This is a genomic window from Kitasatospora phosalacinea (assembly GCF_000717185.1).
GTDB lineage: Bacteria > Actinomycetota > Actinomycetes > Streptomycetales > Streptomycetaceae > Kitasatospora > Kitasatospora phosalacinea_A.
In genome coordinates this window covers 37,623-63,360 of the sequence record NZ_JNYE01000021.1, presented here as the reverse complement: position 1 = coordinate 63,360, position 25,738 = coordinate 37,623, and the positions used below count along the sequence as shown (strand labels likewise).

At 74.9% G+C, this 25,738-nt stretch carries 24 protein-coding genes; 18 read left to right on the top strand and 6 right to left on the bottom strand.

Annotated features, from left to right (window positions below):
• Positions 1 to 18 precede the first annotated feature (18 nt).
• The 9 genes from OO57_RS11740 to OO57_RS11700 all read left to right on the top strand — a co-directional run bounded on the left by OO57_RS11740 (position 19) and on the right by OO57_RS11700 (position 11,041).
• Positions 19 to 3,183: a toxin glutamine deamidase domain-containing protein gene (locus OO57_RS11740; RefSeq protein ID WP_033252318.1), complete on the top strand. Its 3,165-nt coding sequence runs from the start codon at positions 19 to 21 to the stop codon at positions 3,181 to 3,183.
• Positions 3,180 to 4,457: an SUKH-4 family immunity protein gene (locus OO57_RS11735; protein WP_033252317.1), complete on the top strand. Its 1,278-nt coding sequence runs from the start codon at positions 3,180 to 3,182 to the stop codon at positions 4,455 to 4,457. The genes OO57_RS11740 and OO57_RS11735 overlap by 4 nt, the downstream gene beginning before the upstream one ends.
• Positions 4,458 to 4,506: 49 nt before the next feature.
• Positions 4,507 to 5,460 carry a hypothetical protein gene (locus tag OO57_RS11730; protein ID WP_033252316.1) on the top strand — a complete coding sequence of 318 codons (954 nt, stop codon included), beginning with the start codon at positions 4,507 to 4,509 and terminating at the stop codon, positions 5,458 to 5,460.
• Positions 5,461 to 5,998: 538 nt separating this feature from the next.
• Positions 5,999 to 6,802, top strand: a complete 804-nt coding sequence (locus tag OO57_RS11725) for a sugar phosphate isomerase/epimerase family protein (protein ID WP_033252340.1) — start codon at positions 5,999 to 6,001, stop codon at positions 6,800 to 6,802.
• 59 nt (positions 6,803 to 6,861) lie between these two features.
• The gene (locus tag OO57_RS11720) at positions 6,862 to 7,332 is read left to right on the top strand and encodes a cupin domain-containing protein (RefSeq protein WP_033252315.1); all 471 of its coding nucleotides are present in this window, start codon (positions 6,862 to 6,864) and stop codon (positions 7,330 to 7,332) included.
• Positions 7,329 to 7,727 carry a VOC family protein gene (locus OO57_RS11715; RefSeq protein ID WP_033252314.1) on the top strand — a complete coding sequence of 133 codons (399 nt, stop codon included), beginning with the start codon at positions 7,329 to 7,331 and terminating at the stop codon, positions 7,725 to 7,727. The genes OO57_RS11720 and OO57_RS11715 overlap by 4 nt, the downstream gene beginning before the upstream one ends.
• 26 nt (positions 7,728 to 7,753) lie before the next feature.
• Positions 7,754 to 8,509 (top strand): class I SAM-dependent methyltransferase, encoded by a 756-nt coding sequence (locus OO57_RS11710; RefSeq protein WP_033252313.1) that lies wholly within the window; start codon positions 7,754 to 7,756, stop codon positions 8,507 to 8,509.
• A gap of 116 nt (positions 8,510 to 8,625) precedes the next feature.
• Positions 8,626 to 10,470, top strand: a complete 1,845-nt coding sequence (gene ilvD / locus OO57_RS11705; protein ID WP_033252312.1) for a dihydroxy-acid dehydratase — start codon at positions 8,626 to 8,628, stop codon at positions 10,468 to 10,470.
• 49 nt (positions 10,471 to 10,519) lie between these two features.
• Positions 10,520 to 11,041: a hypothetical protein gene (locus tag OO57_RS11700; RefSeq protein WP_033252311.1), complete on the top strand. Its 522-nt coding sequence runs from the start codon at positions 10,520 to 10,522 to the stop codon at positions 11,039 to 11,041.
• A 7-nt stretch (positions 11,042 to 11,048) separates the two neighbouring features.
• On the opposite strand, the gene OO57_RS11695 is transcribed toward OO57_RS11700, so the two are convergent.
• Both OO57_RS11695 and OO57_RS11690 read right to left on the bottom strand, forming a co-directional pair.
• Positions 11,049 to 12,272, bottom strand: coding sequence for a hypothetical protein (locus OO57_RS11695; RefSeq protein ID WP_158715096.1), 1,224 nt, complete (start codon positions 12,270 to 12,272; stop codon positions 11,049 to 11,051).
• Positions 12,273 to 12,333: 61 nt separating this feature from the next.
• Positions 12,334 to 12,777 (bottom strand): hypothetical protein, encoded by a 444-nt coding sequence (locus OO57_RS11690; RefSeq protein ID WP_158715095.1) that lies wholly within the window; start codon positions 12,775 to 12,777, stop codon positions 12,334 to 12,336.
• Positions 12,778 to 12,934: 157 nt separating this feature from the next.
• On the opposite strand from OO57_RS11690, the gene proC reads away from it, so the two are divergent.
• The 3 genes from proC to OO57_RS11675 all read left to right on the top strand — a co-directional run bounded on the left by proC (position 12,935) and on the right by OO57_RS11675 (position 15,749).
• Positions 12,935 to 13,762 (top strand): pyrroline-5-carboxylate reductase, encoded by an 828-nt coding sequence (proC, locus tag OO57_RS11685; protein ID WP_033252308.1) that lies wholly within the window; start codon positions 12,935 to 12,937, stop codon positions 13,760 to 13,762.
• A gap of 11 nt (positions 13,763 to 13,773) precedes the next feature.
• The gene (locus tag OO57_RS11680; RefSeq protein ID WP_033252307.1) at positions 13,774 to 14,439 is read left to right on the top strand and encodes an HAD family hydrolase; all 666 of its coding nucleotides are present in this window, start codon (positions 13,774 to 13,776) and stop codon (positions 14,437 to 14,439) included.
• A gap of 95 nt (positions 14,440 to 14,534) precedes the next feature.
• Positions 14,535 to 15,749 carry an MFS transporter gene (locus tag OO57_RS11675; RefSeq protein WP_051777303.1) on the top strand — a complete coding sequence of 405 codons (1,215 nt, stop codon included), beginning with the start codon at positions 14,535 to 14,537 and terminating at the stop codon, positions 15,747 to 15,749.
• Between the two features lie 11 nt (positions 15,750 to 15,760).
• On the opposite strand, the gene OO57_RS11670 is transcribed toward OO57_RS11675, so the two are convergent.
• Positions 15,761 to 16,645, bottom strand: a complete 885-nt coding sequence (locus OO57_RS11670; protein WP_158715094.1) for a hypothetical protein — start codon at positions 16,643 to 16,645, stop codon at positions 15,761 to 15,763.
• Positions 16,646 to 16,897: 252 nt separating this feature from the next.
• Here OO57_RS11670 and OO57_RS11665 point away from each other — a divergent pair, with 252 nt between their 5' ends.
• From OO57_RS11665 to OO57_RS11645, 6 genes are all read left to right on the top strand, one after another.
• Positions 16,898 to 18,085, top strand: coding sequence for an acetoin utilization protein AcuC (locus OO57_RS11665; RefSeq protein ID WP_033252305.1), 1,188 nt, complete (start codon positions 16,898 to 16,900; stop codon positions 18,083 to 18,085).
• Entirely contained in the window at positions 18,082 to 18,921 is an 840-nt protein-coding gene (locus tag OO57_RS11660) for a phosphatase (RefSeq protein ID WP_033252304.1), read from the top strand. The genes OO57_RS11665 and OO57_RS11660 overlap by 4 nt, the downstream gene beginning before the upstream one ends.
• A 118-nt stretch (positions 18,922 to 19,039) precedes the next feature.
• Entirely contained in the window at positions 19,040 to 19,249 is a 210-nt protein-coding gene (locus tag OO57_RS11655; RefSeq protein WP_014136488.1) for a helix-turn-helix domain-containing protein, read from the top strand.
• Between the two features lie 123 nt (positions 19,250 to 19,372).
• Entirely contained in the window at positions 19,373 to 19,471 is a 99-nt protein-coding gene (locus tag OO57_RS40945; RefSeq protein ID WP_003948845.1) for a 30S ribosomal protein bS22, read from the top strand.
• Between the two features lie 200 nt (positions 19,472 to 19,671).
• Positions 19,672 to 20,739 (top strand): NAD-dependent epimerase/dehydratase family protein, encoded by a 1,068-nt coding sequence (locus tag OO57_RS11650; protein WP_033252303.1) that lies wholly within the window; start codon positions 19,672 to 19,674, stop codon positions 20,737 to 20,739.
• Positions 20,736 to 21,740 carry a lysophospholipid acyltransferase family protein gene (locus OO57_RS11645; RefSeq protein ID WP_033252302.1) on the top strand — a complete coding sequence of 335 codons (1,005 nt, stop codon included), beginning with the start codon at positions 20,736 to 20,738 and terminating at the stop codon, positions 21,738 to 21,740. Before OO57_RS11650 ends, OO57_RS11645 begins: the two co-directional genes overlap by 4 nt.
• Positions 21,741 to 21,843: 103 nt before the next feature.
• Here the strand turns inward: OO57_RS11645 and OO57_RS11640 are convergent, their stop codons facing one another.
• The 3 genes from OO57_RS11640 to OO57_RS11630 form a co-directional block, all read right to left on the bottom strand.
• Entirely contained in the window at positions 21,844 to 23,043 is a 1,200-nt protein-coding gene (locus tag OO57_RS11640) for a DUF5667 domain-containing protein (protein ID WP_033252301.1), read from the bottom strand.
• Positions 23,044 to 23,346: 303 nt separating this feature from the next.
• Entirely contained in the window at positions 23,347 to 24,243 is an 897-nt protein-coding gene (locus OO57_RS11635) for an ECF subfamily RNA polymerase sigma factor, BldN family (RefSeq protein WP_418909882.1), read from the bottom strand.
• Between the two features lie 459 nt (positions 24,244 to 24,702).
• Entirely contained in the window at positions 24,703 to 25,653 is a 951-nt protein-coding gene (locus OO57_RS11630; protein ID WP_033252300.1) for an HAD family hydrolase, read from the bottom strand.
• Positions 25,654 to 25,738 lie beyond the last annotated feature (85 nt).

The window sequence follows — 25,738 nt, the reverse complement described above, 5'->3', positions numbered from 1 at the left end:
CACCCGAAGGGGGAGCACGTGTCCAGGAACCTGCCGGAGGAACTCGCCCCCGCGCTGGCGCGGACCGGCCACGCGTGGCCGCAGGCGGACGAGGACGGGCTGCGCCGGGCGGCGGGCCTGTGGCGCGAGTTCGGGTCGGAGGCGGACGCCCTGGTGACCCGGGGCGCGGCCTCCGCGCAGCGGGTCTCGGGGGAGAACAAGGGCCGCGCGGTGGAGGCGTTCGCCGACCACTGGCGGCAGTTCAGCGGCGGCGGCCGCGGCCAGCTGGACGACGCCTCGGCGGCCGCGACCCTGGTCGCCGCCGCACTGGACAAGGCGGCCGGGGCCGCCGACCAGGCCAAGGCCGAGGTCATCGCGGTCCTCACCGAGCTGACCGAGAAGATCCGGGCCGCGGACGCGGCCGAGGCGAAGGCCAAGGCCGACATCGCCTCGGCCGGCAAGGAGATGACCACCGGGCTGGGCGGGCTGGTGACCGGCGCGGTCGGTGCGGCCGTCGGCGCGGTGAAGGAGGTCGCCGCCGAGGCCGAGGAGTTGGCCGCGGTCGAGCACGCCAAGGTGAAGATCGGCCAGCTGCTGGAGCAGCTCGGCCGGGACATGGGCGAGGCCGCGAAGTCGCTGGCGAAGGAGCCGCCGCTGGTCGCCCTGGAGCGGATCGCCCAGGCCGACGGCCGGGGCCTGCACGGCGAGCAGCGGGAGTCCTCGATGGCGGCCCGCTCCGGGCAGGTCACCGGGGCGCTGGCGAAGGCCGGAGTGGCCCGCTCGGTGGAGGTGGCGAGCGTCGCCGGCCTGCACGCCGAGCTGAAGGCCGACGGCACGGTGCGCACCGACCGGCACGGCAACCCGGTGCTGGTCGGCGAGGACGGGCAGCGGGTCAAGGGCGTCGAGGGCCTGACCGTCACCCAGGGCCCGGACGGCCAGCAGCAGTTGGTCGGCCCCGACGGCCAGCCGGTCACCGGCGTGGCGATGGACGAGGACGGCAAGCCGCTGCTCGGCGCCAACGGCAAGCCGCTGCTGGTCGGCCTGACCGGCGCCCTGGTCGGCACCGGCCTCACGCTCGCGCTCGGCCACAACGGCAAGCTCGAACTCGGCGACGACGGCCACCCGGTGATGGTCGCCGCCGACGGCACCCAGGTATCCGGCCTGGTCACCGACCAGAAGGGCCACCTGCTGGCGGGCACCGACGGCCACCCGCTGACCGTCGACGCCTCCGGCCGGGCCACCGGGCCCGACGGGCAGATCGTGCAGTTCGGCGCGGACGGCCGTCCGGTCGACCTGCTCGGCGCCGACGGGAAGCCGGTCACCGTCCCGGACGGGCAGCAACAGGGCGGCGGGCCCTTCGGGGCGCAGGGCGGCCACGGCGGCCACGGCGGGCCGGGCGGCGGCCACGGCGGCCTGGTGGAGGGCGTCCAGCAGGTGGTCGCCGACGCCGGCTCCCAGGTGGCCGGTGCGGTGCAGACCGCGACGGGCAGCCCCGGCCCCGGCTCCGTGCCGCAGTCCGGACCGGCCGACAGTGTCGTGCACCGCACCGGCGGCGGTGGCAGTTACCCGAACAACTCCGGCGGCTCGCACGGCGGTTCGTACGGCGGTTCGTACGGCGGCTCGACCGCGGCCGCGTACTCCGCCCCGTCCTCCGGCGGCTCCTACGGCGGCGGCTCCGGCGGCGACTACGTCCCGCCGGTGCGCGGGCCGATCTCGGTGCACGTCGACTCGGTGGCGGCGCCGCCCGCGCCGAGCGCCCCGCCGGTGGCGAGCGGCGGCATCTGGTCGTCCGGCGGTGGCGGCGGCGGTGGCGGCGGGATCGGTGGCGGCGGTGGCGGTGGCCACCACGCGGCGGACCCGGGGTCCTCGTTCGGCGGTTCGGCCGCGTCGAACGGCTCCTCGTTCCAGCTCGGCCCGGTCGGCGGCGGTTCGGCCGCCCCGGTCGGCGGCGGCGTGCCGACCGCGGGCCCGGTGGCGGGCGCCCCGGTGGCCGGTGCGGGCCCGGTGGGCGGCGCGGTCGGGGCGGCCCCCGGCGCGGCGGCCGGTGCGCCGGGCGCTCCCGGTGCCCCGGGCGCGGCCGGCGGCCCGGTGACCGGCCCGGTGGCGGGCGCGGCGGGCGGCGCCGTGGGTGCCCCCGGTGCGTCCGGTGCCTCCGGCGGCGCGGCCGCGGTGGTCGGCGTCGGCCAGCACCCGGCCGGCGGCCGTCCGGTGGCGACCGGCCCGGTGGGCCCGGTGGGCGGCGGCGGCATCGGCCAGCACGCGCCCGGCGGTCCGGTGCGCGGCTACGAGCCGCCGGTGGACGTCCGGCGCCAGTCGGCGACCGACGAGCAGGGCCTTCCGGTCAACCCCGGGCAGGCGTCCGCGGCCTGGCTGGTGATCGCCAACGGCCGCCGCCGCGGCGCCCTCGGCCCGCTGCCGGAGGGGGAGCGCGAGCGGACCCTCGCCGACGGCCGCCCGTACGGCCTGCCCGGCGGGCTCGGCCCGGTCGACCCGGCGCACCAGGCCGAGGCGGTGCGCCGCACCCCGGTGCCCGCGCCGGACCCGATGGTCGGCGAGTGGATCGAGGTGCTCAACGGCGGCGGCCACGCCGAGGCCGGACGCGCCAACAACTGCGTGGACGTGTCGCTGTCCGCCGTGGACACCCTCGGCGGCGTGCCGACCTGCGCCGCGCCCCGGCTGCCCGACGGCCCGGCCGGCGAGCGCGGCGGCCGCGACCGCGCCGAACTCGAACTCGGCACCCGCTTCCTCGACCTCGGCGACGGTCCCGACGCCCACGGCAGGCTCGGCCAGGCCCTGCTCGCCCACGGCACCGGAACCCGCGCGGTGCTGCTCACCGTCGACGCCTTCGGCCGCTCGCACACCTGGAACGCGGTCAACCACAAGGGCGTGCTCAGCTACCTGGACCACCAGACCGGCTACGCCGCCCCCACCCCGCTCTACCCGGCCGACCACGGCCTGTGGGCGGTCGCGGTGGACGCCGCGGACCGGCCGATCGACCTGGCCGCGCCGCTGCCCGCCACCGTCGCCGTCCCGGACCGCGCGCCCGAGCCGGAGCCCGAGCCCGTCCTGGTCGGCGCGGCCGCGGAGGCGTCCGGGGCGTCCGAGTCCGCCGACGCCCCGGCTCCCGCTGCCGCTGCCGCGCCCGCACCGCCGCGTTCCCGGCTCACCATCCACCGCACCACCACCGGGAGCACCAACCGATGATCACCCGCGAACAGGCCCTCGCCACCGCCCACCGCTGGGTCAACGGCGACCTCCCGCAGGAGGGGGCGCGGCCTGTCAGGTGCCACGAGTTCGACCTGGGCTGGGTGCTCTGGCCGGAGCCCGCGCCCGTCCTCACCGATCCGCTCACCGGTGCCCGCCGGGCCCCCGAGGAGATCGGCGCGGCCTGCGCCGTGGTCGACCGGGTCACCGGCGAGCTCGTCGTCTACCCGTCCGTCCCGGTGCCGGTGGTCGAGCAGCTGCACCGCGACCGCCTCGGCGCGGGCAGCCACAACCCGGCGCTGCCCCCGGTCACCGGCCCCGGCACCCGGGCCACCCTCAGCTACCGGGACGACAAGGGCGAACTGCAGTCCCTCACCGTCCGCTCCGCGCACGGCCGCCCGCACCCGGCCCTGCGGGCCCGGGAGCAGCTCGCCGCGCAGGGCGTCCCGGACGAGGACCTGGTCGCGCTGCGCACCGACCTGCGGCTGTCGATGCTCCCCGGCAGCTACTCCGAACAGGCCGTCGCCGACCGACTGCCCGGCGTACGGCTGGAGTTCGAGCAGCCGTACGGGCCGCGCCACGACCACCGGGCGGCCGCCGTGCGGGCCCTGGTGGCCCGCACCCGCAGCGGCTACAACCGGGTGCCGTTCCCGCCCGCCGTGCCGCCCGCCCAGCCCGAGGACGAGACCGGCCTCGGCAAGCGGCTGGCCGCGCTGTTCGGCGAGGACGGGGTGCGCCGCTTCGAGCAGGCCGAGACGCTCGCCGCCGACCTGCCGGAGACCGCGGCCCGCCCGCTGCAGCGCACCGGACTGCCCCGCGAGGTGCCCGGCTTCTTCACCCTCCACCTGCCCGAGGCCGACGGCATCGCCGAACAGGCCGCCCCGCCGCTGCCCGACCTCGCCGAGCACCTCGGCGCCCTCGGCCGGGGCCGCCGCGCCACCGCCGCCGCCCGCACCGCCCTGCTCGGCCAGCGCCTGGTCGGCACCGACGGCTGGGCGCTGCTGACCGTCGACACCGCCCAGGGCAGGGTCCGCGCCGTCGACCCCGACACCTGCGAGGCCCGCTACTGCAACACCGACCTCACCGCCTTCACCCGCTGCCTGGCCCTGCTCGCCGAACGCCGCCCCCGCCTGCTCGACCTCCCCCCCGAGCAGGCCGGGCCCGCCGTCGCCGAGTTCCAGTGGGCGCTGGCCGCGCTCGACCGGACCGCCCTGCGCGACCCGGAGAACTGGTGGGCGGTCGTCGTCGAGCAGCTCTGGGACGGGATGCTGTGACGCGGTCCGCCTCCCTGGCGGTCACCGCGTTGGGCTAGGTTGGACGGTCATGCGACTCGGTGTGCTCGACGTAGGCTCCAACACCGTCCACTTCCTCGTGGTGGACGCCCACCCCGGCGCGGCCCCGCTGCCCGCCTACTCCCACAAGGCCGAACTGCGCCTCGCCGAGCTGCTGGAGGAGAACGGGGCGATCAGCGAGGCCGGTGTCGAACGCCTGGTCTCGATGGTCGCCTCCTCGCTCCGGGTCGCCGAGGACAAGGGCGTCGTCGACCTGCTGCCGTTCGCGACCTCCGCGGTCCGGGAGGCCGCCAACGGCGAGGAGGTGCTGCGCCGGGTCGCGGACGAGACCGGCGTCGCGCTCACCGTCCTGTCCGGGCAGGACGAGGCACGGCTCACCTTCCTCGCCGTCCGCCGCTGGTTCGGCTGGTCCTCCGGCCGCCTGCTCAACCTCGACATCGGCGGCGGCTCGCTGGAGGTCGCCTGCGGCATCGACGAGCAGCCCGACGTCGCCACCTCCCTCCCGCTCGGCGCCGGACGCCTCACCTCCCGCCTCCCCGGCGAGGTCGCCGACCCCGGCGACCTGCGCGAACTGCGGCGGCACATCCGCGCCGAGATCGCCGGGACGGTCGGCGACCTCACCCGCCTCGGACCGCCCGACCACGCGGTGGCCACCTCCAAGACCTTCAAGCAGCTCGCCCGGATGACCGGCGCCGCCCCCGAGGGCGCGGGCGTCCGCGTCCCCCGCAGGCTCACCCGGGCCGGCCTCTCCGCGTGGCTGCCCCGCCTCGCCGCGATGACACCGGGCGAACGCGCCCAGATCCCCGGCGTCTCCCCGGGCCGCGCCCGCCAACTGCTGGCCGGCGCACTGGTCGCCGACGCGGCGATGGACCTCTTCGGCCTGGAGGAACTCGACATCTGCCCGTGGGCGCTGCGCGAGGGGATCATCCTGCGACGGCTGGACACGATGGACGGCCACGAGAGCCGAACCGCCATCGAGGCATAGCGCCTGCGACACGCCCCCACCGACGCGAAGCCGGGGGCGCGGGGAGAACTGCTGCGCCCACCGACGCGAAGCCGGGGGTGCGGGGAGAACTGCTGCGCCCACCGACGCGAAGCCGGGGGCGCGAGGAGAACGGCTGCGCCCACCCACGCGAAGCCAGGGGCGCGAGGAACTGCGCGCCCGACCACGTGAACGCCAGCAAGGTCGGGGGATAGTGCAAGCCATTGCCCACGTCGCGATCCGGCTGTGCGTGCTCGGTTGGCCGCGCAGTTCCTCGCGCCCCTGGCTTCGCGGGGCTCGGCGCAGCCGGTCTTCGCGCCCCCGGCTTCGCGGGGCTCGGCGCAGCCGTACTTCGCGGGGCTCGGCGCAGCCGTTCTTCGCGTTCTTGGTTTTGCGGGCGTGACCTAGTCTGGTTGGCGTGGCGGATTCGGCGGACGAGCGGCGGTCGAGGCGCGGCCCCCTGCCGTTGAAGGCGGCGCGGGCCGCCAGGGCGGCGCGGCGGAAGTTGGAGCGGCCGGGGTGGCCGCCGCCGCACCCGGGGCTGCACGTGCCGGGGACGAAGGTCGCGCTGTCGACGGCGTCGGTGTACCCGTCGACGACGGAGACGGCGTTCGAGCTGGCGGCCCGGCTGGGGTACGACGGCGTCGAGGTGATGGTCTGGAACGACCCGGTGAGCCAGGACGTGGAGGCGCTGCGGCGGCTCTCGGACCGGTACGGGGTGCCGGTCCTGGCGGTGCACGCGCCGTGCCTGCTGATCACCCAGCGGGTCTGGACGACGGACCCGTGGACGAAGCTGGTGCGGGCCCGGCGGGCGGCGGAGCGGCTGGGGGCGGACGCGGTGGTGGTGCACCCGCCGTTCCGGTGGCAGCGGCAGTACGCCAAGGAGTTCGTGGCGGGCATCGACCGGATGGCGGGGGAGACGGACGTCCGGTTCGCGGTGGAGAACATGTACCCGTGGCGCTACCGGGACCGCGAGGTGCTGGCGTACGCGCCGGGCTGGGACGTGACGGACGAGGCGTACCGGCACTTCACCGTCGACCTGTCGCACGCGGCGACCTCCCGGACGGACGCGCTCGAACTGGTGGGGCGGATGGGCGACCGGCTGGCGCACGTGCACCTGGCGGACGGGTCGGGGTCGGGGAAGGACGAGCACCTGATCCCGGGGCGGGGCAAGCAGCCGTGCGCGGAGCTGCTGGAGCGGCTGGCGCGGACGGGGTTCGACGGGCACGTGGTGCTGGAGGTGAACACCCGCAAGTCGGGCGGCCCGGCGGAGCGGGAGGCGGACCTGGCGGAGGCGCTGGCGTTCACCAGGCTGCACCTGGCGACGGCCAGGCCGGGATCCTGAGGGGCCGTTTGTCCACAAAACGTGTGCGCGGGCGGCGAGTTGGCCCTAGGGTCGGCCGCATGATCGACGAATTCCCGGTCGAGCCGGTACGCGCCCACGAGGCGGAGACGTGCAAGGACCCGAGCAGCGTGATGTCCCTGCTGGGGGAGGACGCCGGGCACACCACCTACCGCTCCGCCTTCGCCGAGGGCGCGGTCGGCGCCCCCGCGCACTTCCACACCCGGGCCAGCGAGCTGTTCTTCGTGCTGGACGGCGCCCTGCGGGTGCTGGTCGACGACCGCGTGGTGGTGCTGGAGCAGGGCGACTTCCTGGCGGTGCCGCCGGGCACCCCGCACGCCTTCGCCGCCGCGAAGGGCCGCACCGCGGACGTGCTGTTCACCTTCACCCCGGGCCTGGGCCGCTTCGACTACCTGCGCCTGCTGAGCCGGGTGACCCGCGGCGAGGCCGACCCGGCGGAGATCCGCGCGTCGGCGGAACGCTACGACAACCACTACGTGGACAGCCCGGTGTGGAAGGCGGAGCTCGGGTGATCGGCGCTGCCACCCACGTCCGGCACGCCCGCCCCTCCCGGGACCTGGCGGCCGCCGAGCGGTTCTGGACCGAGGGCCTGGGCCTGTCGGTGCTGTGGCGCACCGCCGAGCGGGTGCCCGGCGAGCACGACCTGGTGATGGTCGGCTTCCCGGGCGGCGGCTGGCACTTCGAGCTGACCCTCGACCCGGAGCGCCCGCTGGAGCCGACCCCGACCGTCGACGACCTGTTCGTGCTGTACCTGGGCGGGCCGGTGGAGCAGGCGCTGGTGGAGCGGCTGGTGCGGGCCGGCGGCACCAGGGTCGCCGCGCACAACCCGTACTGGGACGAGCACGGCGTCACCGTGCGCGACCCGGACGGCTACCGCCTGGTGCTGTGCTCGCGCAGCTGGGCATGACCGGAGGAACGAGGAACGGGAACGACATGGACGACGTGAAGACGCACGCCAACTCCTTCGGCCCGGTGGCCGCGCAGTACCAGGCCGCCCGGCCGTCCTACCCGGCGGAGCTGTTCGACGAGCTGGAGCGGCTGTCCGGCCGCCCGCTGGACGGCGCCGACGTGCTGGACGTGGGCGCGGGCACCGGCATCGCGACCAGGCTGCTGGCCGGGCGCGGCGCCCGGGTGGTCGCGGTCGAGCCGAGCGGGGGGATGGCGGCGGTGCTGCGCGAGGTCAGCCCCGAGCTGCCGGTGGTGAAGGCCACCGGCGACGAACTGCCCTTCCACGACGCCTCGGTGGACTTCGTGACGTACGCCCAGGCGTTCCACTGGACCGAGCCGGGGCGCTCGATCCCGGAGGCGCTGCGGGTGCTGCGCCCGGGCGGCGCGCTCGCGGTGTGGTGGAACGTGAAGGACTACGAGGTGCCGTGGCTGGCCGCGCAGCAGGCGCGGATGGTCGCGGCCCTGCCGACCTACCACCACTACGGCGGGGTGAACGTCCGGCACCGGGACCTGACGGAGTCGGGCCTGGAGGTGCGCACCGCGCAGCTGCGCTGGGAGCGGTGCGTCCCGGTGGAACAGGTGATCGACGACCTGACCTCCCGCTCGTACTTCGCGGTGCTGGAACCCGAGCAGCGGGCCCCGGTGCTGGCCGCGGAGCGGGAGGCGCTGCTCGCGGAGTTCCCGGACGGGCAGGTGGTCGAGCCGTACCGGCTGGACGTCCTCGTGGCGCCGAAACCGTAGCCGGGGCGTCCGCCGGACGCGCCCGCACTGACCGCATCGCGGACACCGGGTCCGGAAGCGGCCGGTGCGGGCGTAGGCTCGACGGATCCCGAAAGTCTCCTGAAGGAGCGGCAACGATGCCCCAGCTGAGGTCCAACACGGTCACCCAGGGTCGCAACATGGCGGGCGCGCGCGCCCTTCTGCGCGCCGCGGGCGTAGCCCGCGAGGACTTCGGCAAGCCGATCGTCGCGGTCGCCAACTCCTTCACCGAGTTCGTCCCGGGCCACACCCACCTGCAGCCGGTCGGCCGGATCGTCTCCGAGGCGATCAAGCAGGCGGGCGGCATCCCGCGCGAGTTCAACACCATCGCGGTCGACGACGGCATCGCGATGGGCCACGACGGCATGCTGTACTCGCTGCCCTCGCGCGACCTGATCGCCGACTCGGTCGAGTACATGGTCAACGCGCACTGCGCCGACGCGCTGATCTGCATCTCCAACTGCGACAAGATCACCCCCGGCATGCTGATGGCCGCGCTGCGCCTGAACATCCCGACGGTCTTCGTCTCCGGCGGCCCGATGGAGGCCGGCAAGGCCACCCTGGTCGACGGCACCGTCCGCAAGCTGGACCTGGTCGACGCGATCTCCCAGGCGGTGAACGAGAACGTCTCCGACGCGGACATCTCGATCATCGAGGAGAACGCCTGTCCGACCTGCGGCTCCTGCTCCGGCATGTTCACCGCCAACTCGATGAACTGCCTGACCGAGGCGATCGGCCTCTCGCTGCCCGGCAACGGCTCGCTGCTGGCCACCCACACCGGCCGCCGCGCCCTGTACGAGCAGGCCGGGCGCACCGTCGTCGACATCACCAACCGCTACTACGGCGGCGACGACGACTCGGTGCTGCCGCGCAACATCGCCACCCGGGCCGCGTTCGAGAACGCCATGGCGCTGGACATCGCGATGGGCGGCTCCACCAACACGATCCTGCACCTGCTGGCCGCCGCCCAGGAGGCCGAGGTCGACTTCGACATGCGGGTGATCGACAGCATCTCCCGCAAGGTCCCCTGCCTGTCCAAGGTCGCCCCGAACGGCTCCTACTACATGGAGGACGTGCACCGGGCCGGCGGCATCCCCGCCATCCTCGGCGAGCTGTACCGCGGCGGCCTGCTGCACGAGGACGTGCACACCGTGCACTCCGACTCGCTCGCCGAGTGGATGAAGACCTGGGACGTGCGCGGCGGCTCGGCCTCCGAGGAGGCCGTCGACCTCTGGTACGCCGCCCCCGGCTGCGTCCGCTCCGCCGAGGCGTTCAGCCAGTCCGAGCGCTGGGACACCCTGGACACCGACGCCGCGGGCGGCTGCATCCGCAGCGTCGAGCACGCCTACTCGGTCGAGGGCGGCCTCGCGGTGCTCTACGGCAACATCGCCGAGGACGGCTGCGTGGTGAAGACCGCGGGCGTGGACGAGTCGATCTGGCGCTTCCAGGGCAAGGCCGTGGTCTGCGAGTCCCAGGACGAGGCCGTCGACAAGATCCTCCGCAAGGAGATCACCGAGGGCGACGTGGTGGTCATCCGCTACGAGGGCCCCAAGGGCGGCCCGGGCATGCAGGAGATGCTCTACCCGACCTCGTTCCTGAAGGGCCGCGGCCTGGGCAAGGCCTGCGCGCTGATCACCGACGGCCGCTTCTCCGGCGGCACCTCCGGCCTCTCCATCGGCCACGTCTCCCCGGAGGCGGCCTCCGGCGGCGCCATCGCCCTGGTCGAGGACGGCGACTCGATCACCATCGACATCCCGGCCCGCACCATCAACTTGGACGTCTCCTTCGAGGAGCTGCACGAGCGCCGGCTCAAGCTGGAGTCCGAGGGCGGCTACCGCCCGAAGAACCGCGACCGCCAGGTCTCGGCCGCGCTCCGGGCGTACGCGGCGATGGCCACCTCCGCCGACAAGGGCGCCGTCCGGGACGTCTCCAAGCTCGGCTGAGGCGCGTGGCACCCGGGGGAGGGCCCCCGTTCGTGGTGATAATCGGACCGTGAGCACGACGAGCACGACGAGCGCGACCACCACCGCGGACGGGGCCCCCGTCCCCCCGCCGATCCGCTGGTTCGGCACCACCTGGGTCGACCGCGGCACCGCCTACTGGCTGCGCCGCGCCGTCGTCCCGCTCGGCGCCCTCGCGGCCACCGCCGCGGGGGCGTTCGCGCTGCGCCTGGGCGTCTCCGGCGTCCGGCTCTCCGGCGCCGCCCCGCTCACCCTGCTGCTGACCCTCGCCCTCGGCCTCTGCTCCGCCATGGCGGGGCTGCGGAACTGGAAGATCCTCACCGAGGGCAAGGAGTCGCTGACCGGCTGGGCGGCCGAGGAGAAGCAGCTCGCCGGGGTCTGGCTGGTCGGCTTCGTCGGCGCCCTGGCCGTCTACTTCGCCCGCAGCCTGGTCGAGGCCCCCGGCGAGGGCCTCAAGCGCGCCGCCTACGACCAGGAGAACGCCACCTGGCACCGCCGCCGGGCCGCCCGGGCGGAGCGCGAGGCCCGCAGGGCGGCCCGGCGGCGGGCCTGAGCGTCCGTCAGCTGCGGCTGATCTGCCCGCACTCCCCGTCCGTCCGCATCGGCTTGGTCCGGTCGTACGGGTCGGACTCCGGGCCGCTCGGGGCCGGGCCGGTGGGGGTGGCTCGCATGAAGTCGAACTCCGGTTCCAGGTAGCCGGAGCCCATCTCGCATCGGTTGTTGCCGAACTCGCTGCTGCTGTGGCTGAGCACCGGCTTGCCGGGCGTCACCTTGTAGTGCTTCGGGTCGTAGAACCGGAAGTCCTGCGAGCGCCTGACGATCTCCCGGGTCACCTCCCGGCTGTGGTCGGCCTGCACCCAGGAGGCCGGACGCGCACTGTCGGTGGTCTTCCCGGCGTCCGGGCCGGGGCGCAGCGCGTACACGTAGGTCACGTCGGTGTGCACCAGCATGCCGTTCTCGCCGTCGTCCTTGAAGCTGATCGAGCCCTGCACCTTGACCTGGTCGGTGACCGGTACCGCCCAGGCCGGGTTGAAACGGCTCAGCCAGTCGGTCGGGTTGTCCTCGACGGTCGGGTGGGCCACCGCCTTGGCGAGGTCGGCCGCGTCCCGCTCGTCCAGCAGGTCCAGGACGGGCTGGGCGCTCCTGCCCGACAGCACCTGCGGATCGAGGTTGCCGGCGACCAGGTACGCCTTCACCGCGTCCACGTTCGCGGCCACCTGCTTCGCGCTGAACACGCCCGTCGCGGGCATGCTGTCGGGCATCCCGATGCCGTCCGCGCCGTTCGGCCAGGCCTCGGCGGGCGAACCCGCCCAGGGGCGCTCCGGGGTCGGCACGTCCGGGTCCACGGCGGGCGGGGCGCTGCTCGGCGGGGCGGTCTCCGCGCCCAGGGTGGGCAGCGCGGAGGACTTCGGCGGGAGCGTCGAACCGTCGCCGAGGGACGCCAGCCCGATCAGCACCAGCACCGGCACCGTCAGCAGCGCCAGCGCGCTGCCCACGCCCGGCCGCCACCGCGCCCTCGGGTAGCGCCCCACCGGGCGGGCCCGGCGGCGCCACCGGGAGCGGCGGATCTGCGTGACGGGGCGGACCTCCGTCGTCGGGCGCCACGGCTCGTTCTCCGGCGGCGGGTTCTTCTTCCACCGCTCGGTCAGCATCCGGGCCCGCCCGGACGCCTCCTTGTTCGTCGCGGACCGGACGAACTCCTCGTCCAGCACCAGCCCCTCGAAGGGGTCGTCGGGTCTGCCGGGGCCGCCGTCGTCCGGCCTCGGCTCATCTATCGTCGGCACGGCCGGAAGTATGCCGACCACCGCCGACAGCCCGACGACGGGGGTCGGACATGACGCGCCGTCAGCCCTTGCGGGCCGCCTTCACCGCCCCCGCCACGCCCGCCACCGCGAGCAGCGCCCCGGCCGGGAGCAGCGAGGTGAACAGCGCCCCGAACAGGCTGTGGTCGCCCAGCAGCCACAGCACCAGGGTGTCCAGGGCCAGCAGCGCCCCGGCGGCGGGCAGCGCGGACTGCCACGGGTGCTCGTCCGCCCAGCGGCGCAGCCGCCGGTCGCCGCCGCCGCGCAGCCGGCCGCCGACCGTGCCGACCAGGAAGAAGAAGAACAGCCCCAAGCTCACCGGCCAGGACAGGATGTCCAACGACCAGTCGAGGGTGACCACTTCCACCGCGAGCGCGGCCCCGCCGACCACCGTGCCCACCGCCGCCGCCGTCCGCCACGGCCCGAGCGTCGCGGCGGCGACGGCGACCTGGCGGTTCTCACGTCCTGACAACTCTCCGTGTCCCATGCCTCCACGGTGCTCCCGCCCGGCCCCGGAATCCAGAGCCCGCACCCCTGAGATTCCCCCTACTGGGGTGCCGCCCGCAGGGTGGACACCTCCGCCGGGGCGGCCGGTCCCGGGGCAAGATGGCGGACAGCAACCGCAGCGCACGGAGGTACGCACCATGAGCGACAGCCCCACCGTCGACCAGAAGATCGCCTTCCTCGGGACGGGCAAGATCGGCGAGGCCCTGCTCTCCGGCCTGCTGCGGGCCGGTGCGTCGCCCGCCGACGTCCTGGTCACCGCCCGCCGCGCCGAGCGCGCCACCGAGCTCGCCGACCGCTACGGCGTCACCACCGTCACCAACGCCGAGGCCGCCAAGCTCGCCGACACCCTGATCCTCGCGGTCAAGCCGCAGGACATGGGCACCCTGCTGGAGGAGCTGGCCGAGCACGTCGCCGCCGACAAGCTGGTCGTCTCGGCCGCCGCGGGCATCCCCACCGCCTGGTTCGAGGAGCGCCTCGCCCCCGGCACCCCGGTCGTCCGGGTGATGCCCAACACGCCCGTCCTGGTCGACGAGGGCATGAGCGTCATCTCGGGCGGCTCGCACGCCACCGAGGCGCACCTGGCCCGCACCGAGGCGATCTTCCGCTCGGTCGGCAAGGCGCTGCGCGTCCCGGAGGGGCAGCAGGACGCCGCCACCGCGCTGTCCGGCTCCGGCCCCGCGTACTTCTACTTCCTGGTCGAGGCGATGATCGACGCGGGCATCCTGCTCGGCCTGCCCCGGCAGGTCGCGCACGAGCTGATCGTGCAGTCCGCGATCGGCGCCTCGGTGATGCTGCGCGACTCCGGCGAGCACCCCGTGAAGCTCCGCGAGGCCGTCACCTCCCCGGCCGGGACGACCATCGCCGCCATCCGCGAGCTGGAGAACCACGGCGTCCGGGCCGCCCTGCTCGGCGCCCTGGAGGCCGCCCGGGACCGCTCCCGGGAGCTGGCCGGCGGCGGCAAGTAGGCTCGGACCCCGTGAGCGACGACACGGGCTACGACCTGCTGATCCTGGACAACGACGGCGTGCTGGTGGACAGCGAGCCGATCTCCAACCGGGTGCTCGCCGAGTACCTGACCGAGCTCGGCCACCCCACCACCATCGAGGACTCCTACCGGGACTTCATGGGCACCGCCGCGCACACCGTGCACGACGTCGTCGCCGAGCGGTACGGCGCGCGCCTCCCGGAGGGCTTCGACGACCTGTTCCACGACCGGGTGTTCGCCGCCTTCGCGGACGAGCTGAAGCCGGTCGCCGGGGCGGAGCAGCTGCTCGGGCACCTCCGGGAGCACGGCGTCCGCTACTGCGTCGCCTCCTCCGCCCACCACTCCTGGATCCGCACCGCGCACCGCCTCACCGGCCTGTCCGGGTACTTCACCGACGAGCTGCTGTTCTCCGCCCAGGACGTCGGCGTCGGCAAGCCCGCCCCCGACCTGTTCCTGCACGCCGCCCGCACCATGGGCGTCGACCCGGCCCGCTGCCTCGTCCTGGAGGACAGCCGCAACGGCGTCCTGGCCGCCCGCGCCGCCGGGATGGACGTGTACGGCTACGCGGCGCTCACCGACCCGGCCAAGCTCACCTCGGCGGGCGCGACCGGGCTGCTCACCGCGCTGGACGAGGCGATCGCGCTGCTGCCGAACTGATCCCTCCGCCCCCCTCCCGCGGGCGCCGCCGACCGCCTACGCTCTGCCCAACAGTTGCGTACCGGCCGGTAGCGTCGGTGGTGAGCGAGGTCCCGATGCAGGTCACGGCCCCGGCCGAACCCACTCCCCGGCTCCGGCAGGCCCGGGCCGCGCTGGCCGTCTCCTTCTTCCTCCAGGGCACCACCTTCGCCCTGCTGGTCACCTGCATCACCGAACTGCAGAAACGTTACGGCCTCAGCGACGGCCTGCTCCCCGTCTTCCTCGCCGCCGTCCCGATCCTGGCCGGCGTCGGCTCGATCGCCTCCGAGCGGCTGGTCGAACGCACCACCGCCCGCGGCGTCCTGCGCGTCGTCCAACCCGCGCTCTGCCTCACCCTCGCCCTCACCGGCCTCGGCTCCCGGCTGTGGCAACTCGCGGTCGCCCTCGGCCTGTTCGGCCTCCTGGTCGGCGCCCTCGACGCCTCCATGAACATGCTCGGCGTCGGCCTCCAGCACCGCTACGGCCGCAGCATCATGATCGGCTTCCACGCCGCGTTCAGCCTCGGCGGCATCGTCGGCGCCGCGATCGCCGCGGTCGGCGCCCACCGGGACGCCGGACTGCCCCTGCTGTTCGGCGGTGCCGCGGCCGTCCTCGTCCCCGCCGCGATCGTCGCCGGACGCCGGTTCGCGGGCCCCGCCGAACTCGGCGACGCCGTCCGCGAGGCCGCCGCCCTCGCCGCCCGCCGCATCCCCTGGAAGCCGCTGCTCCCGCTGTGCGCCGTGATGGCCTTCGCGTACATCGCCGACGCCTCGGTCTCCAACTACAGCGTCAAGTACCTCACCGACGGCCTGCACAGCCCCGAGGACCTCGCCAAGTTCTCCTACCTCGGCTACATGGTCGCCATGCTGCTCGGCCGCGCCGTCGGCGACCGCGCCGTCCAGCGCTTCACCGTCCTCCCCGTCGTCCGCACCGGCACCGCCGTCGCCGCCGCGGGCTTCCTGATCGCCGTCCTCGCCCCCGGCACCTGGACCGGCGTCCTCGGCTTCACCGTCCTCGGCTTCGGCATCTGCGCGATCATCCCCCAGGTCTTCGCCGCGGGCGGCCGCCTCTTCCCGCACGCCAGCGACGCCGCCGTCGCCCGCCTCAACCTCTTCAACTACGTCGGCTTCCTGATCGGCTCCCCCCTGGTCGGAGCCCTCGCCGAACTCTCCGACTACCGCTGGGCCTTCTGCGCCCCCATGCTCCTCGTCCTGGCCGTCCTCCCGCTCGCCCCGCACTTCGCCCCGGCCCCGGCCGACGACCGGCCCGACCTGGCGAAGGCCCCGGCCTGAGCCCGGAGCGGTCAGGAGGCGGCCGCCCGGGCGCGGCGGAGGGCCTCGCGGGCCAGGGCGGGGCCGGTGCCGGGGGTGATCGGGGCGGGGGGCGGGGTCTGGGCGCAGGGCGCGCAGAGGCCCGGGCGGGGGACGGGGTTGCGGCAGGAGTCGCAGACGGGGACGGGGGCCTGTGGGGCGAAGGTGGCGGGGAGTTTGTCGGTCAGGCGGCGGTGGAGGAACCCGGTGGGGGAGTGGACGTGCTCGGGGAGGCCGGGCAGCAGGGCGGCGGCCAGGTCGGAGGCGCTGCTGCCGCGGTCGATCCAGCCCATGACCAGCGGCGCGAGGCGGGCCGCCTCGGCCTCGCCGATCCGCAGCCGGGGCTCGGAGCGGACGACGCGCAGCAGCGTGTCGGCGGCGGCCCTGGCCCGCCCGTCCAGGACGGGCGCGGGGCGGCGGGGCGCGGGCGGTTTCGGCGCCGCCGGTGGCGGCGTTTCGGTTCGCGGGCGCGGAACCACGGGAGGTTCGGGCAGGAGGGGCGGGAGGGGGGTTTCTTTGCTTGGTTTCTTTGTCTTGGAGGGTGCACGAGAACCGGGTGCCGGAAAGCCGTCACCCGGTCCGAACTGGTGCGGAGTGTCCGTGACGTGCTGCACGGAGTTGAACCGGCCGTTGGGCAGCTTGATCCTGACGACGATGTAGTAACCGGCGGCGGTGAGCTCCCGCAGCGAGCGGCGGGTCGAGTAGAGGCTGTCGCCCGTCGTCCGCGCCATCTGCTTGGCGGTCATCCGGCACTCGTCGGGGAGGGAGAGCAGGAAGGTGAGCAGCCCCCGCGGCGCGTTGCGCAACCCGACCTGTTGCAGCATTTCGTTCGGGAAGACGGTGAAGCGGGAACGGTGGGCGGTACGATGAACTCGCATGGGAGTGTTGGCTCCTGTGTCGTGCCCCGGGGTGTTCGAGCACCGCCGGGGCGAATCTTTTCGCTGAGGTGCTGCGGAACGTAACACCATGACTACGCTCCGCGCCAAGCGGTCGACGGACGGTCACGATCCGGTCGGTTAACGCCTGATCGGGCATCAGATCCTGAGCGGAGAAGTCGGATTGCTTCGCCCCCGGATCACGTCCGGACCGGCGCGCCGGGAGCCGGGGCCGTCCCCGATACGGTGTCGGTCATGGCGGACACCACCTGCGGACTGCACCTGTTCTGGGACGAGGCAGAGACCGGATACGACTTCGGGCCCGGGCACCCGATGGACCCGACGCGACTCGCGCTGACGATGCGGCTGGTCGAGTCGCTGGGGCTGACGGGGCAGCCGTCGGTGACGGTGCGTTCGGCGCCGCCCGCCGGGGACTCCACGCTGCGGCTGGTGCACACCGCCGCGTACGTGGCGGCGGTGAAGCGGGCCGCCGCCGACCCGTCCGCCGTGGACGCCGCGCACGGGCTGGGGACGGACGACAACTGGGCGTTCCCGGGGCTGCACACCGCCTCCGCGCTGATCGCCGGGCAGTCGGTGGCCGCCGCCGAGGCGGTGTGGCGCGGGGAGACCCCGCACGCGGTGAACTTCGCGGGCGGGCTGCACCACGCGATGCCCGGGCAGGCGTCCGGGTTCTGCATCTACAACGACCCGGCGCTGGCCATCGCCCGGCTGCTCGAACTCGGCGCCGAGCGGGTCGCCTACGTGGACGTGGACGTCCACCACGGCGACGGCGTGCAGCAGGCGTTCTGGAACGACCCCCGGGTGCTGACCGTCTCGCTGCACGAGAGCCCCACCACGCTGTTCCCGCAGACCGGTTGGGCCACCGAGACCGGCGGGCCGGACGCCGCGGGCACCGCCGCCAACCTCGCGCTGCCCGCCGGGACGGGCGACGCCGGGTGGCTGCGCGCCTTCCACGCCCTGGTGCCGGAGCTGCTGGCCGCGTTCCGCCCGCAGGTGATCGTCAGCCAGCACGGCGCCGACACCCACGTCGAGGACCCGCTGGCCCACCTCGCCGTCACCGTCGACGCCCAGCGGATCGTCGCCGAGGCGGTCCACCGCCTCGCCCACGAGCACGCCGACGGCCGCTGGATCGCCACCGGCGGCGGCGGGTACGCGGTGGTCGACGTGGTGCCCCGCACCTGGACGCACCTGGTCGCCACCGCCGCCGGCCACCCCGTCGACCCGGCCACCGAGACCCCCGAGGAGTGGCGCGCCGAGGTGTACCGGCTGACCCGGCGCCCCGCCCCGCTGCGGATGACCGACGGCGCGACCCCGCACTGGTCCGACTTCCACGACGGCGGCTACGACCCCGCCGACCGCCTCGACCAGGCCGTCCTGGCCACCCGCCGGGCCGTCCTCCCGCAGCACGGGCTGATCCCGTGACCGCCCGCGACGAGCTGCGCGCCTACCTGGTCAAGCACCGCCTGGCCGGGCCCGAGGTCCCGACGCCCCGGCAGAACAACCTGCGGCACTACCGGCTGTTCGCCCAGGCCGACCCCAAGGCCCTGATGGGGCTGGACCCGGAGCCCCGCCGGGACGATGACGCCGTGCTGCGGCTGATGGTCGAACGCGTCGGCGTGAACCCCGACCCGCGCCACACCCGGGGCCCGGACTCCATCGACCCCGACCGCACCCTCGACGCCCTGGACCGCCTCGCCCGGCTGCTGCGCCGCACCGCCGACCGGCGCGGCAGCGTCCTCGCGGGCACCGGCCACCCGACCAAGCTCGCGGGCTTCCACCGCGCGCTGGCCGAGGCGCTCGAAGCGGCCGGCTGCACCGTGCACACCCCCGCGCGGGGCGTGCGCTTCCGCGAGCCCACCCCCGAGGGGGAGCGCCCCCGCTACCTCGACGTGCTCGACGGCGTCCTGGTGGTGCGCGCCCTGGACGGCCCCGACGGGCCCGGCCGCCCCGGCCCCGGCGACCTCGCGCACACCCACTCCCCGCTGCCCGTCCGGCTGGCCCTGGCCGCCCTCGTCGACGCCGGGCACCGCCCGCCCGACCTGGTGCTGGGCGACCACGGCTGGCTGTGCGGCGCGGGCCGCCTCGGCATCCCGGCCGGGGGCGTCGCCGACTGCAACGACGTCGCCCCGTTCGCGGCCGAGGCGGACGGCCTCGTCGAGGTGGTCGTACCGCTGGAGGACGGCTCGGCCCCGAGCTGCTACGTTCCGCTGAGCGACTACGTACTGCAACGGGCGGATCTCGCACCGTACAACAGGTGAGGGCCCCCCTCTTCCCACCCGTACCACGCATAACTACTCTGGGGATACACGTGTGCCGGTGGAGTCACCGGAGGGGAAGCCGGTGCCTTGCACACGGGTAAGGGTCGGGTGATGGGTCATGAGTTCCGGCGAGCGTCCCCTGCAGGATGTCGTCTTCCTGACCGTGGCCGAGGTCGCCTCGGTGATGCGGGTGTCGAAGATGACGGTCTACCGCCTCGTGCACAGCGGCGAGCTTCCGGCCATCCGGGTCGGACGCTCCTTCCGGGTGCCCGAGCAGAAGGTGCACGAATACCTCCAGGAGTCCTACGTGCGCTTGGAGAGCGCGTAGCCCGGAACCCCGCGAGGGGGACCGATTACGGCAAACGCGACGTGGACGGTAGGCTAGGCCCTCCGTCAGTCGTATGGACTCCCGTCTCTCACGGGCGCGGGTCCGAGTGAGCGAGGAAATTCCGTGGGCTCTGTCATCAAGAAGCGTCGCAAGCGTATGGCCAAGAAGAAGCACCGCAAGCTTCTGAAGCGGACTCGCGTCCAGCGTCGCAACAAGAAGTAACACCGTTCGGCGCCATCCTCGCTCTCGCGGGGACGATCCCCCGCACACGCGTTCAGCTACGCAGGTAGAACTGGCGCCGACGGTGTGCCGCTGCCCGTCCCAGGGAGAAATCCCCGGGGCGGGCAGTGGCGTTTCAGCCCCCGTGACCTCCGCGCGGTACGGTGCACACCAGGGTGGGCGTCCAGGGAGGTCGGGGCAGCGTGGGCAAGGTCGTGCTCGTCACCGGGGTGGCGCGCCCGCTCGGCGCGCGGTTCGCCGGGCGGATCGCCGGGCAGCCCGGGGTGGACCGGGTGGTCGGCGTCGACGCCGCCCCGCCGCCGTCCGACCTGCCGCCCGGCGTCCGGTACGCCCAGGTCGACCCGCGGCGCCCGGCGGTCGCCCGGGTGATCGCCGAGCACGGCGTCGACACCGTCGTGCACCTCAACGTCACCGCGCTCGGCCACGGCGGCCGGGCCGCGGTGAAGGAGAGCAACGTCATCGGCAGCATGCAGCTGCTCGGCGCCTGCCAGCAGGCCCCGGGGGTGCGCCGCCTGGTCGTGAAGTCCACCACCGCCGTGTACGGTTCGGCACCCCGCGACCCGGCCGTGTTCGGCGAGCGGACGCAGCCCAAGGCCCTGCCCCCCGGCGGCTTCGCCCGGGACGCCGCCGAGGTCGAGGGCTACGTCCGCGGCTTCGCCCGCCGCCGCCCCGACGTCGACGTCACCGTGCTGCGCTTCGCCAACATCCTCGGCCCGGACGGCGACACCCCGCTCGCCGCGTACTTCCGCCTCCCCGTGCTGCCCACCGCGTTCGGGCACGACCCCCGGCTGCAGTTCGTCCACGAGGACGACGCCCTGGAGGTGCTCCGGCTGGCCGCGCTCGGCGCCGCCCCCGGCACCTACAACGTCGCCGGGGACGGCGTCCTGCTGCTCTCCCAGTGCGCCCGCCGCCTCGGCCGCCCCACCGTCCCGCTGCTGCGCCCCGCGCTCGGCCTGGTCGGCCGCCTCGCCCGGCAGCTGTCCGCCCCCGCGGACCGGGCCTTCTCCCAGGAGCAGCTCCAACTCCTCACCCACGGACGGGTGGTGGACACCGCCCAGCTCCGCGACCGGTTCGGCTACGCCCCGCGCTGGACCACCGCCGAGGCCTTCGCCGACTTCGTCGCCCACACCTCTGCCGGGCCGCTCCCGCCCGAGCGGCTCACCGCCGTCACCGACCGCGTCGCCGCCCGGCTCGCCGGGATGCCCGGCGACCACCACCCCACCCCGCACCAGGAAACGAGGCCGCGATGACAGCCGCCCGGGAACCCGCCGACCCGGCGGCCAAGGTCATCCCGATCGAGTCCGCCCCCAGCTGGAACGGCCCCGACCCCCGGCCCGGCCTCGCCGACCGGATCGCCGACAGCCTCGGCACCGCCCTCGCCGGACAGTTCGGCGCCGCCGCCACCCGCGTCCTGGGCAAGGGCTGGGAGGAGCGCGCCACCAACGGCCTCGGCTTCCTGCGCCGCCGCCTCACCGGCGACTACGAGGTCGACGACTTCGGCTTCGACCGGGAGCTCACCGAGGAGGTCTTCCTCGCCCTGCTCCGGCCGCTCGCCGAGAAGTACTTCCGGATCGACGTCCGCGGCACCGAGCACATCCCCGCCGAGGGCGGCGTCCTCATCGTCGCCAACCACTCCGGCACCATCCCGCTGGACGCCCTGATGACCCAGGTCGCCGTCCACGACCACGCCGACCGGCACCTGCGGATGCTCGCCGCCGACCTGGTCTTCGTCCTCCCCGTGGTCAACGAACTCGCCCGCAAGGCCGGACACACCCTGGCCTGCAACGAGGACGCCCAGACCCTGCTGGAGCGCGGCGAGGTCGTCGGCGTCTGGCCCGAGGGCTTCAAGGGCATCGGCAAGCCCTTCGCCGACCGCTACAAGCTCCAGCGCTTCGGCCGCGGCGGCTTCGTCGCCTCCGCGCTGCGGGCCGGCGTCCCGATCGTGCCCTGCTCGATCGTCGGCGCCGAGGAGACCTACCCGATGATCGGCAACTTCAAGACGCTGGCCCGGCTGCTCGGCCTGCCCTACGTGCCGATCACGCCGACCTTCCCCTGGCTCGGGCCGCTCGGGGCGATCCCGCTCCCCACCAAGTGGACCATCCAGTTCGGCGAGCCCATCCCCACCGACAGCTACCCGAAGGACGCGGCCGAGGACCCGATGCTGGTCTTCAACCTCACCGACCAGGTCCGCGAGACCATCCAGCACACGCTGTACAAGCTGCTGGTGCAACGGCGTTCCGTCTTCGGCTGATCCGGCTGATCCGGCTGAGGCGAGCGAGGGCGACGACGGGGGTGCGGGGAGAACTGCTGCGCCCCGCACCCCCGTCGGTGCGCGTGCTGTCGTCGCGCCCGCCCTACTGGAGCGTCAGCCCCGGCAGCAGGCCCGGGATGAGCGGCGGGATGGTGATGCCCTGGCCGGTGTCCGCCGGGGGTGCGGCGGGGGAGCCGGAGGGGGCGGGGGTGGCGCCCGCCGCGGGGGCCGCGGAGCCGGTCGCGGCAGGGGTGGCGCCGGTGCCGGTGAGACCGCCGAGGAGGTCGCCGAGGCCGCCCGCGGTGGGGGCGGTGGGCGCCGGGGTGGACCGGCCGGTGGGGGCGGCGGCCGGGTCGTGGCCGCCGCTCGCGCCGCCGGAACCGCCGATGCCGGGGAGCAGGGGCTGCCGGTCGGTGCCCGTGCCGGTGCCGCCGCTCTCGCCGCCCGAGCCGCCGGTGGCCGCCCCGCTGCCGTCGCTGCCGCCCTGGCCGGGGAGTTGCTCCAGCCGCAGCGGCGCGACGTCCTCGCTTATGTCGTCGAAGAGCTGGTCGACCTTGGAGGCCTGGGTGCTGAGCCCGGACGGCAGCTTGGACTGCAGGGCCGTCCAGCGCTGGTCCTCCCCGGCGAAGCCGGCGAGCTGGCGCATCGGGGTGAGCGAGCCGTTGGTGCGGTAGACGGCGCGCAGCAGGTCGCGGCCGCGCAGCGCCTCGGCGTGCATGTCGTCGAGCGCGCGGCGGACCTGGTCGACGGTGGCGGGGCTGAGCGCGGCCGGGCCGTTGGCGCGGTCGAGCAGGGTCTGCGCCTCGTCGAGGCGGGTGGAGGCCTGCTGGAGCAGCAGCGCGCCGCGCTCGGTGTCGTCGTCGGCCCAGTCGAGGCGGAGCCCTTCGAGGCCGCGCTTCATGCCGTACAGCGCGTCCCCGGGGAGGGCGTTGGTGGAGGCGGCGGCGGCTCCGGCGAGGGAGCCGACGGCGACGCCGGCGACCAGGCCGCCGATGGCGAGGCGGCGGCCCCAGCGGGTGCCGCGCAGGCGCCGGCTGCGCTGGGCGGGGAGGACCGCGGTGGGGGCGCCGCCGGCCCACGCCTGCTCGAACGCGGCCATCAGCTGGGCGCGTTGGACCGTCCGCGTCTCGGCGGCGAGCTCGGGGGCGGGGACCGCACCGAGCGCGTCGGCCGTGGCGAGGAGCTCGGTCATGGCGGCGGAGCCTGCCCGGTGCGAGCCGCTGCTCCGGTGGTCACTCTGGTGGGCCTCCAGCGCCTCGGCGAAGGACTTCGCCCGCCGGTGCTCCAGCACGTTTGCCGTCACGGGCCACACCTCCCTTCGTCGTTTTCGACACCGTGGCCCGCCGGTTGGTTGTCCCGGCAGGCCGAAACCACACCATCGGGTGACAGGTCCAGTTCCCACTTGACTGCGAGCCCGGTGGAGGATTGCACGCTGGCCAACGAGCGGTGTCGGGAGTCGGTTACGCACGACCCCCCTGGCGTATTAAGCAGAGCAGATGACCGCCCCGTCACCCGGACGTGCAAGCGGCCGGGGCGGGTTGACGGTCCGCCGGTCGCCGCGGGCGGCGACGGCGGTCTGTGGGCTATCGCGTCCACGGTCGGCGGCTCACCTGGCGTCCGGCGGCAGCAGGCGGGCCAGCGTGCGCACCGCCCGGTACTGCAGCGTCTTGATGGCGCCCTCGTTCTTGCCCATGATCCGGGCCGTCTCGGCCACCGAGAGGCCCTGCAGGAAGCGCAGCGTGACGCACTCCTGCTGCTGCGGGTTGAGCCGGCGCACCGCGTCCAGCAGGGCGGCGTTGGAGAGCGACTCCAGCACCGACTCCTCGGGGCTGCGCTCGCACTCGTTGGAGTCCAGCATCTCGCCGGTGGTGACCTCCAGCCGGAACCGGCTGGACTTGAAGTGGTCGGCCACCAGGTTGCGGGCGATGGTCACCAGCCAGGCGCCGAAGTCGCGGCCCTGCCAGGTGAAGGTGCCGATCCGGCGCAGCGCGCGCAGGAAGGTCTCGCTGGTCAGGTCCTCGGCGGTGGCCCGGCTGCCGACCCGGTAGTAGATGTACCGGTAGACGGTGTCGGCGTAGTGGTCGTAGAGCCGCCCGAAGGCCTCGCTCTCGCCGTTCTGGGCCCGTTCGACCAGCTCCACCACCGGGTTGTGCTCGGTGTCGTAGCCGGGCCCGGCGGGCGCGCTGCGGGAGCGGCCGCGGGTGCCGGGGGCGGGCACGGTGCGGCCGCGCGGGCCGGCGGCCGGGGCGCCGCCGGAGGTGCCGCCCGCGGCGGCGGGGCCGGTGGCGGAGCCGGTGGTGGTCGAGCGCAGCAGCGGCCCGGTGAACGCGGCGGGGGCGGGCGCGGCGAACGCGGCACCGGCCACCGCGGGCTGCGGCACGGGGACGATCAGTTCGAACTCGCGGATCGCGGCCCACAGCCGTTCCAGGCGCACACCGCGGCGCAGAGTGGCGGTCGACGGGCGGGAGGTGGCTGGCGCGTCGTTCCGGACGGGTGGGTACACGGGACTCCCAGAGGCAGAACTGTGGACGGATCACCTCCGCCTGTGCGGAGAGCACGCCGCACTGGCCACCCGTCACGGGGACGTTCGGGTGGGGTGCATCCAGGAGAGAATAACGCTTTGTGCAATGACAGCTACACCGCGTGGTCGAAGTGGTCGGATGAGGTCCACTTCTTGCGCATATTCACCTGTCAGTGACCGGAGTTGGCGCCATCCATCCGGCTCAAAGTGACCAGTTGTGCACATCAGGTGACCGAACACCGGGGCGCGGGCCGGGTTTCCCCGCCATCCGCGGTCCCAACCCATGACTTTGGCCGACTGTCGAACGATCAGTTCCGGTCAGGGCCGGACGTTCTCGAACCGTCGGACGCCCGGGGCGGGTTCACCCCCGCTGACCTGCCGCGACCACCCTTGGGAGGGCGTGTCGGCGGCGTGGGGTTGACGGCCCGGCCGGGGCGGGCGTCAGGCCCGCTGCCGCCGGTGCACCGCGACCGCCGCCGCGGCCGCCCCGGCCAGCACGCCGAGCCCGGCCGCCGCCGGGACGCCGATCCGGGCCGCCTTCCGCCCGGTCCGGAAGTCGCGCACCCGCCAGCCCATCGCCCGCGCGTGCCGCCGCAGCGCCCCGTCCGGGTTGATCACGTACGGGTGGCCGACCAGGCTCAGCATCGGGATGTCGTTGGCGGAGTCGCTGAACGCCGCGCAGCGCGCCAGGTCCAGCTGCTCGCGGCGGGCCAGCGCCTGCACCGCGGCGGCCTTCGCCGGGCCGTGCAGCATCCCGCCGACCAGGCGGCCGGTGTACTCGCCGTCCCGGGTCTCCGCGACGGTGCCGAGCGCGCCGGTCATGCCCAGGCGGCGGGCGATCAGCCGGGCCACCTCCTGCGGCGCGGCGGTGACCAGCCAGACCCGCTGCCCGGCGTCCAGGTGCATCTGCACCAGCGCCCGGGTGCCGGGCCAGACCTTCTCGGCCAGCACCGGTTCGAAGATCTCCTCGCAGATCTGCTCCAGGTCCGCGGTGCGCTTGCCCGCGACCAGGCCGAGCGCGCTGTCCCGGGCGTCGGCGATGTGGTCGGGGTTCTCGGCGCCGCGCAGCCGGAACGCGGCCTGCTGCCAGGCGAAGCGGGCCAGGTCGCGGCGGGAGAAGAAGCGCCGCCGGTACAGGCCGACCCCGAGGTAGAAGATCGCGGCGCCGCGCAGGATGGTGTTGTCGCAGTCGAAGAACGCGGCCGCCCGGACGTCCCCGGGCACCGGCGTGTGGTCGCCCTCCGGCGCCCCCGGGCCGTTCGGGCCCGCCGGGGCCCCCGTGCCGTCCGGCGCGAGCCGGCCCTCGGCGGCGTCGGCCGCGGCCTCGCCCGCCAGGGCGGTCCGGTCGTCGGTGGAACGCCTTGACTGGGTGAGCCTTCGCAGCGCGGCCATGCGACGAGCATAGTCAGCGCGGCCGACCGACCCCGTGTCCGCGCAGTGCCGGGGCGGTGAACGCGCGGCGGCACAATGAACCCGT

Bases quoted from the DNA above. Each gene is read 5' to 3' on its own strand.
- OO57_RS11735 (WP_033252317.1), top strand. From the start codon at position 3,180: ATGATCACCCGCGAACAGGCCCTCGCCACCGCCCACCGCTGGGTCAAC.
- OO57_RS11730 (WP_033252316.1), top strand. From the start codon at position 4,507: ATGCGACTCGGTGTGCTCGACGTAGGCTCCAACACCGTCCACTTCCTC.
- OO57_RS11720 (WP_033252315.1), top strand. From the start codon at position 6,862: ATGATCGACGAATTCCCGGTCGAGCCGGTACGCGCCCACGAGGCGGAG.
- OO57_RS11710 (WP_033252313.1), top strand. From the start codon at position 7,754: ATGGACGACGTGAAGACGCACGCCAACTCCTTCGGCCCGGTGGCCGCG.
- ilvD (WP_033252312.1), top strand. From the start codon at position 8,626: ATGCCCCAGCTGAGGTCCAACACGGTCACCCAGGGTCGCAACATGGCG.
- OO57_RS11690 (WP_158715095.1), bottom strand. From the start codon at position 12,777: ATGGGACACGGAGAGTTGTCAGGACGTGAGAACCGCCAGGTCGCCGTC.
- proC (WP_033252308.1), top strand. From the start codon at position 12,935: ATGAGCGACAGCCCCACCGTCGACCAGAAGATCGCCTTCCTCGGGACG.
- OO57_RS11675 (WP_051777303.1), top strand. From the start codon at position 14,535: ATGCAGGTCACGGCCCCGGCCGAACCCACTCCCCGGCTCCGGCAGGCC.
- OO57_RS11670 (WP_158715094.1), bottom strand. From the start codon at position 16,645: ATGCGAGTTCATCGTACCGCCCACCGTTCCCGCTTCACCGTCTTCCCG.
- OO57_RS11665 (WP_033252305.1), top strand. From the start codon at position 16,898: ATGGCGGACACCACCTGCGGACTGCACCTGTTCTGGGACGAGGCAGAG.
- OO57_RS11655 (WP_014136488.1), top strand. From the start codon at position 19,040: ATGAGTTCCGGCGAGCGTCCCCTGCAGGATGTCGTCTTCCTGACCGTG.
- OO57_RS11645 (WP_033252302.1), top strand. From the start codon at position 20,736: ATGACAGCCGCCCGGGAACCCGCCGACCCGGCGGCCAAGGTCATCCCG.
- OO57_RS11630 (WP_033252300.1), bottom strand. From the start codon at position 25,653: ATGGCCGCGCTGCGAAGGCTCACCCAGTCAAGGCGTTCCACCGACGAC.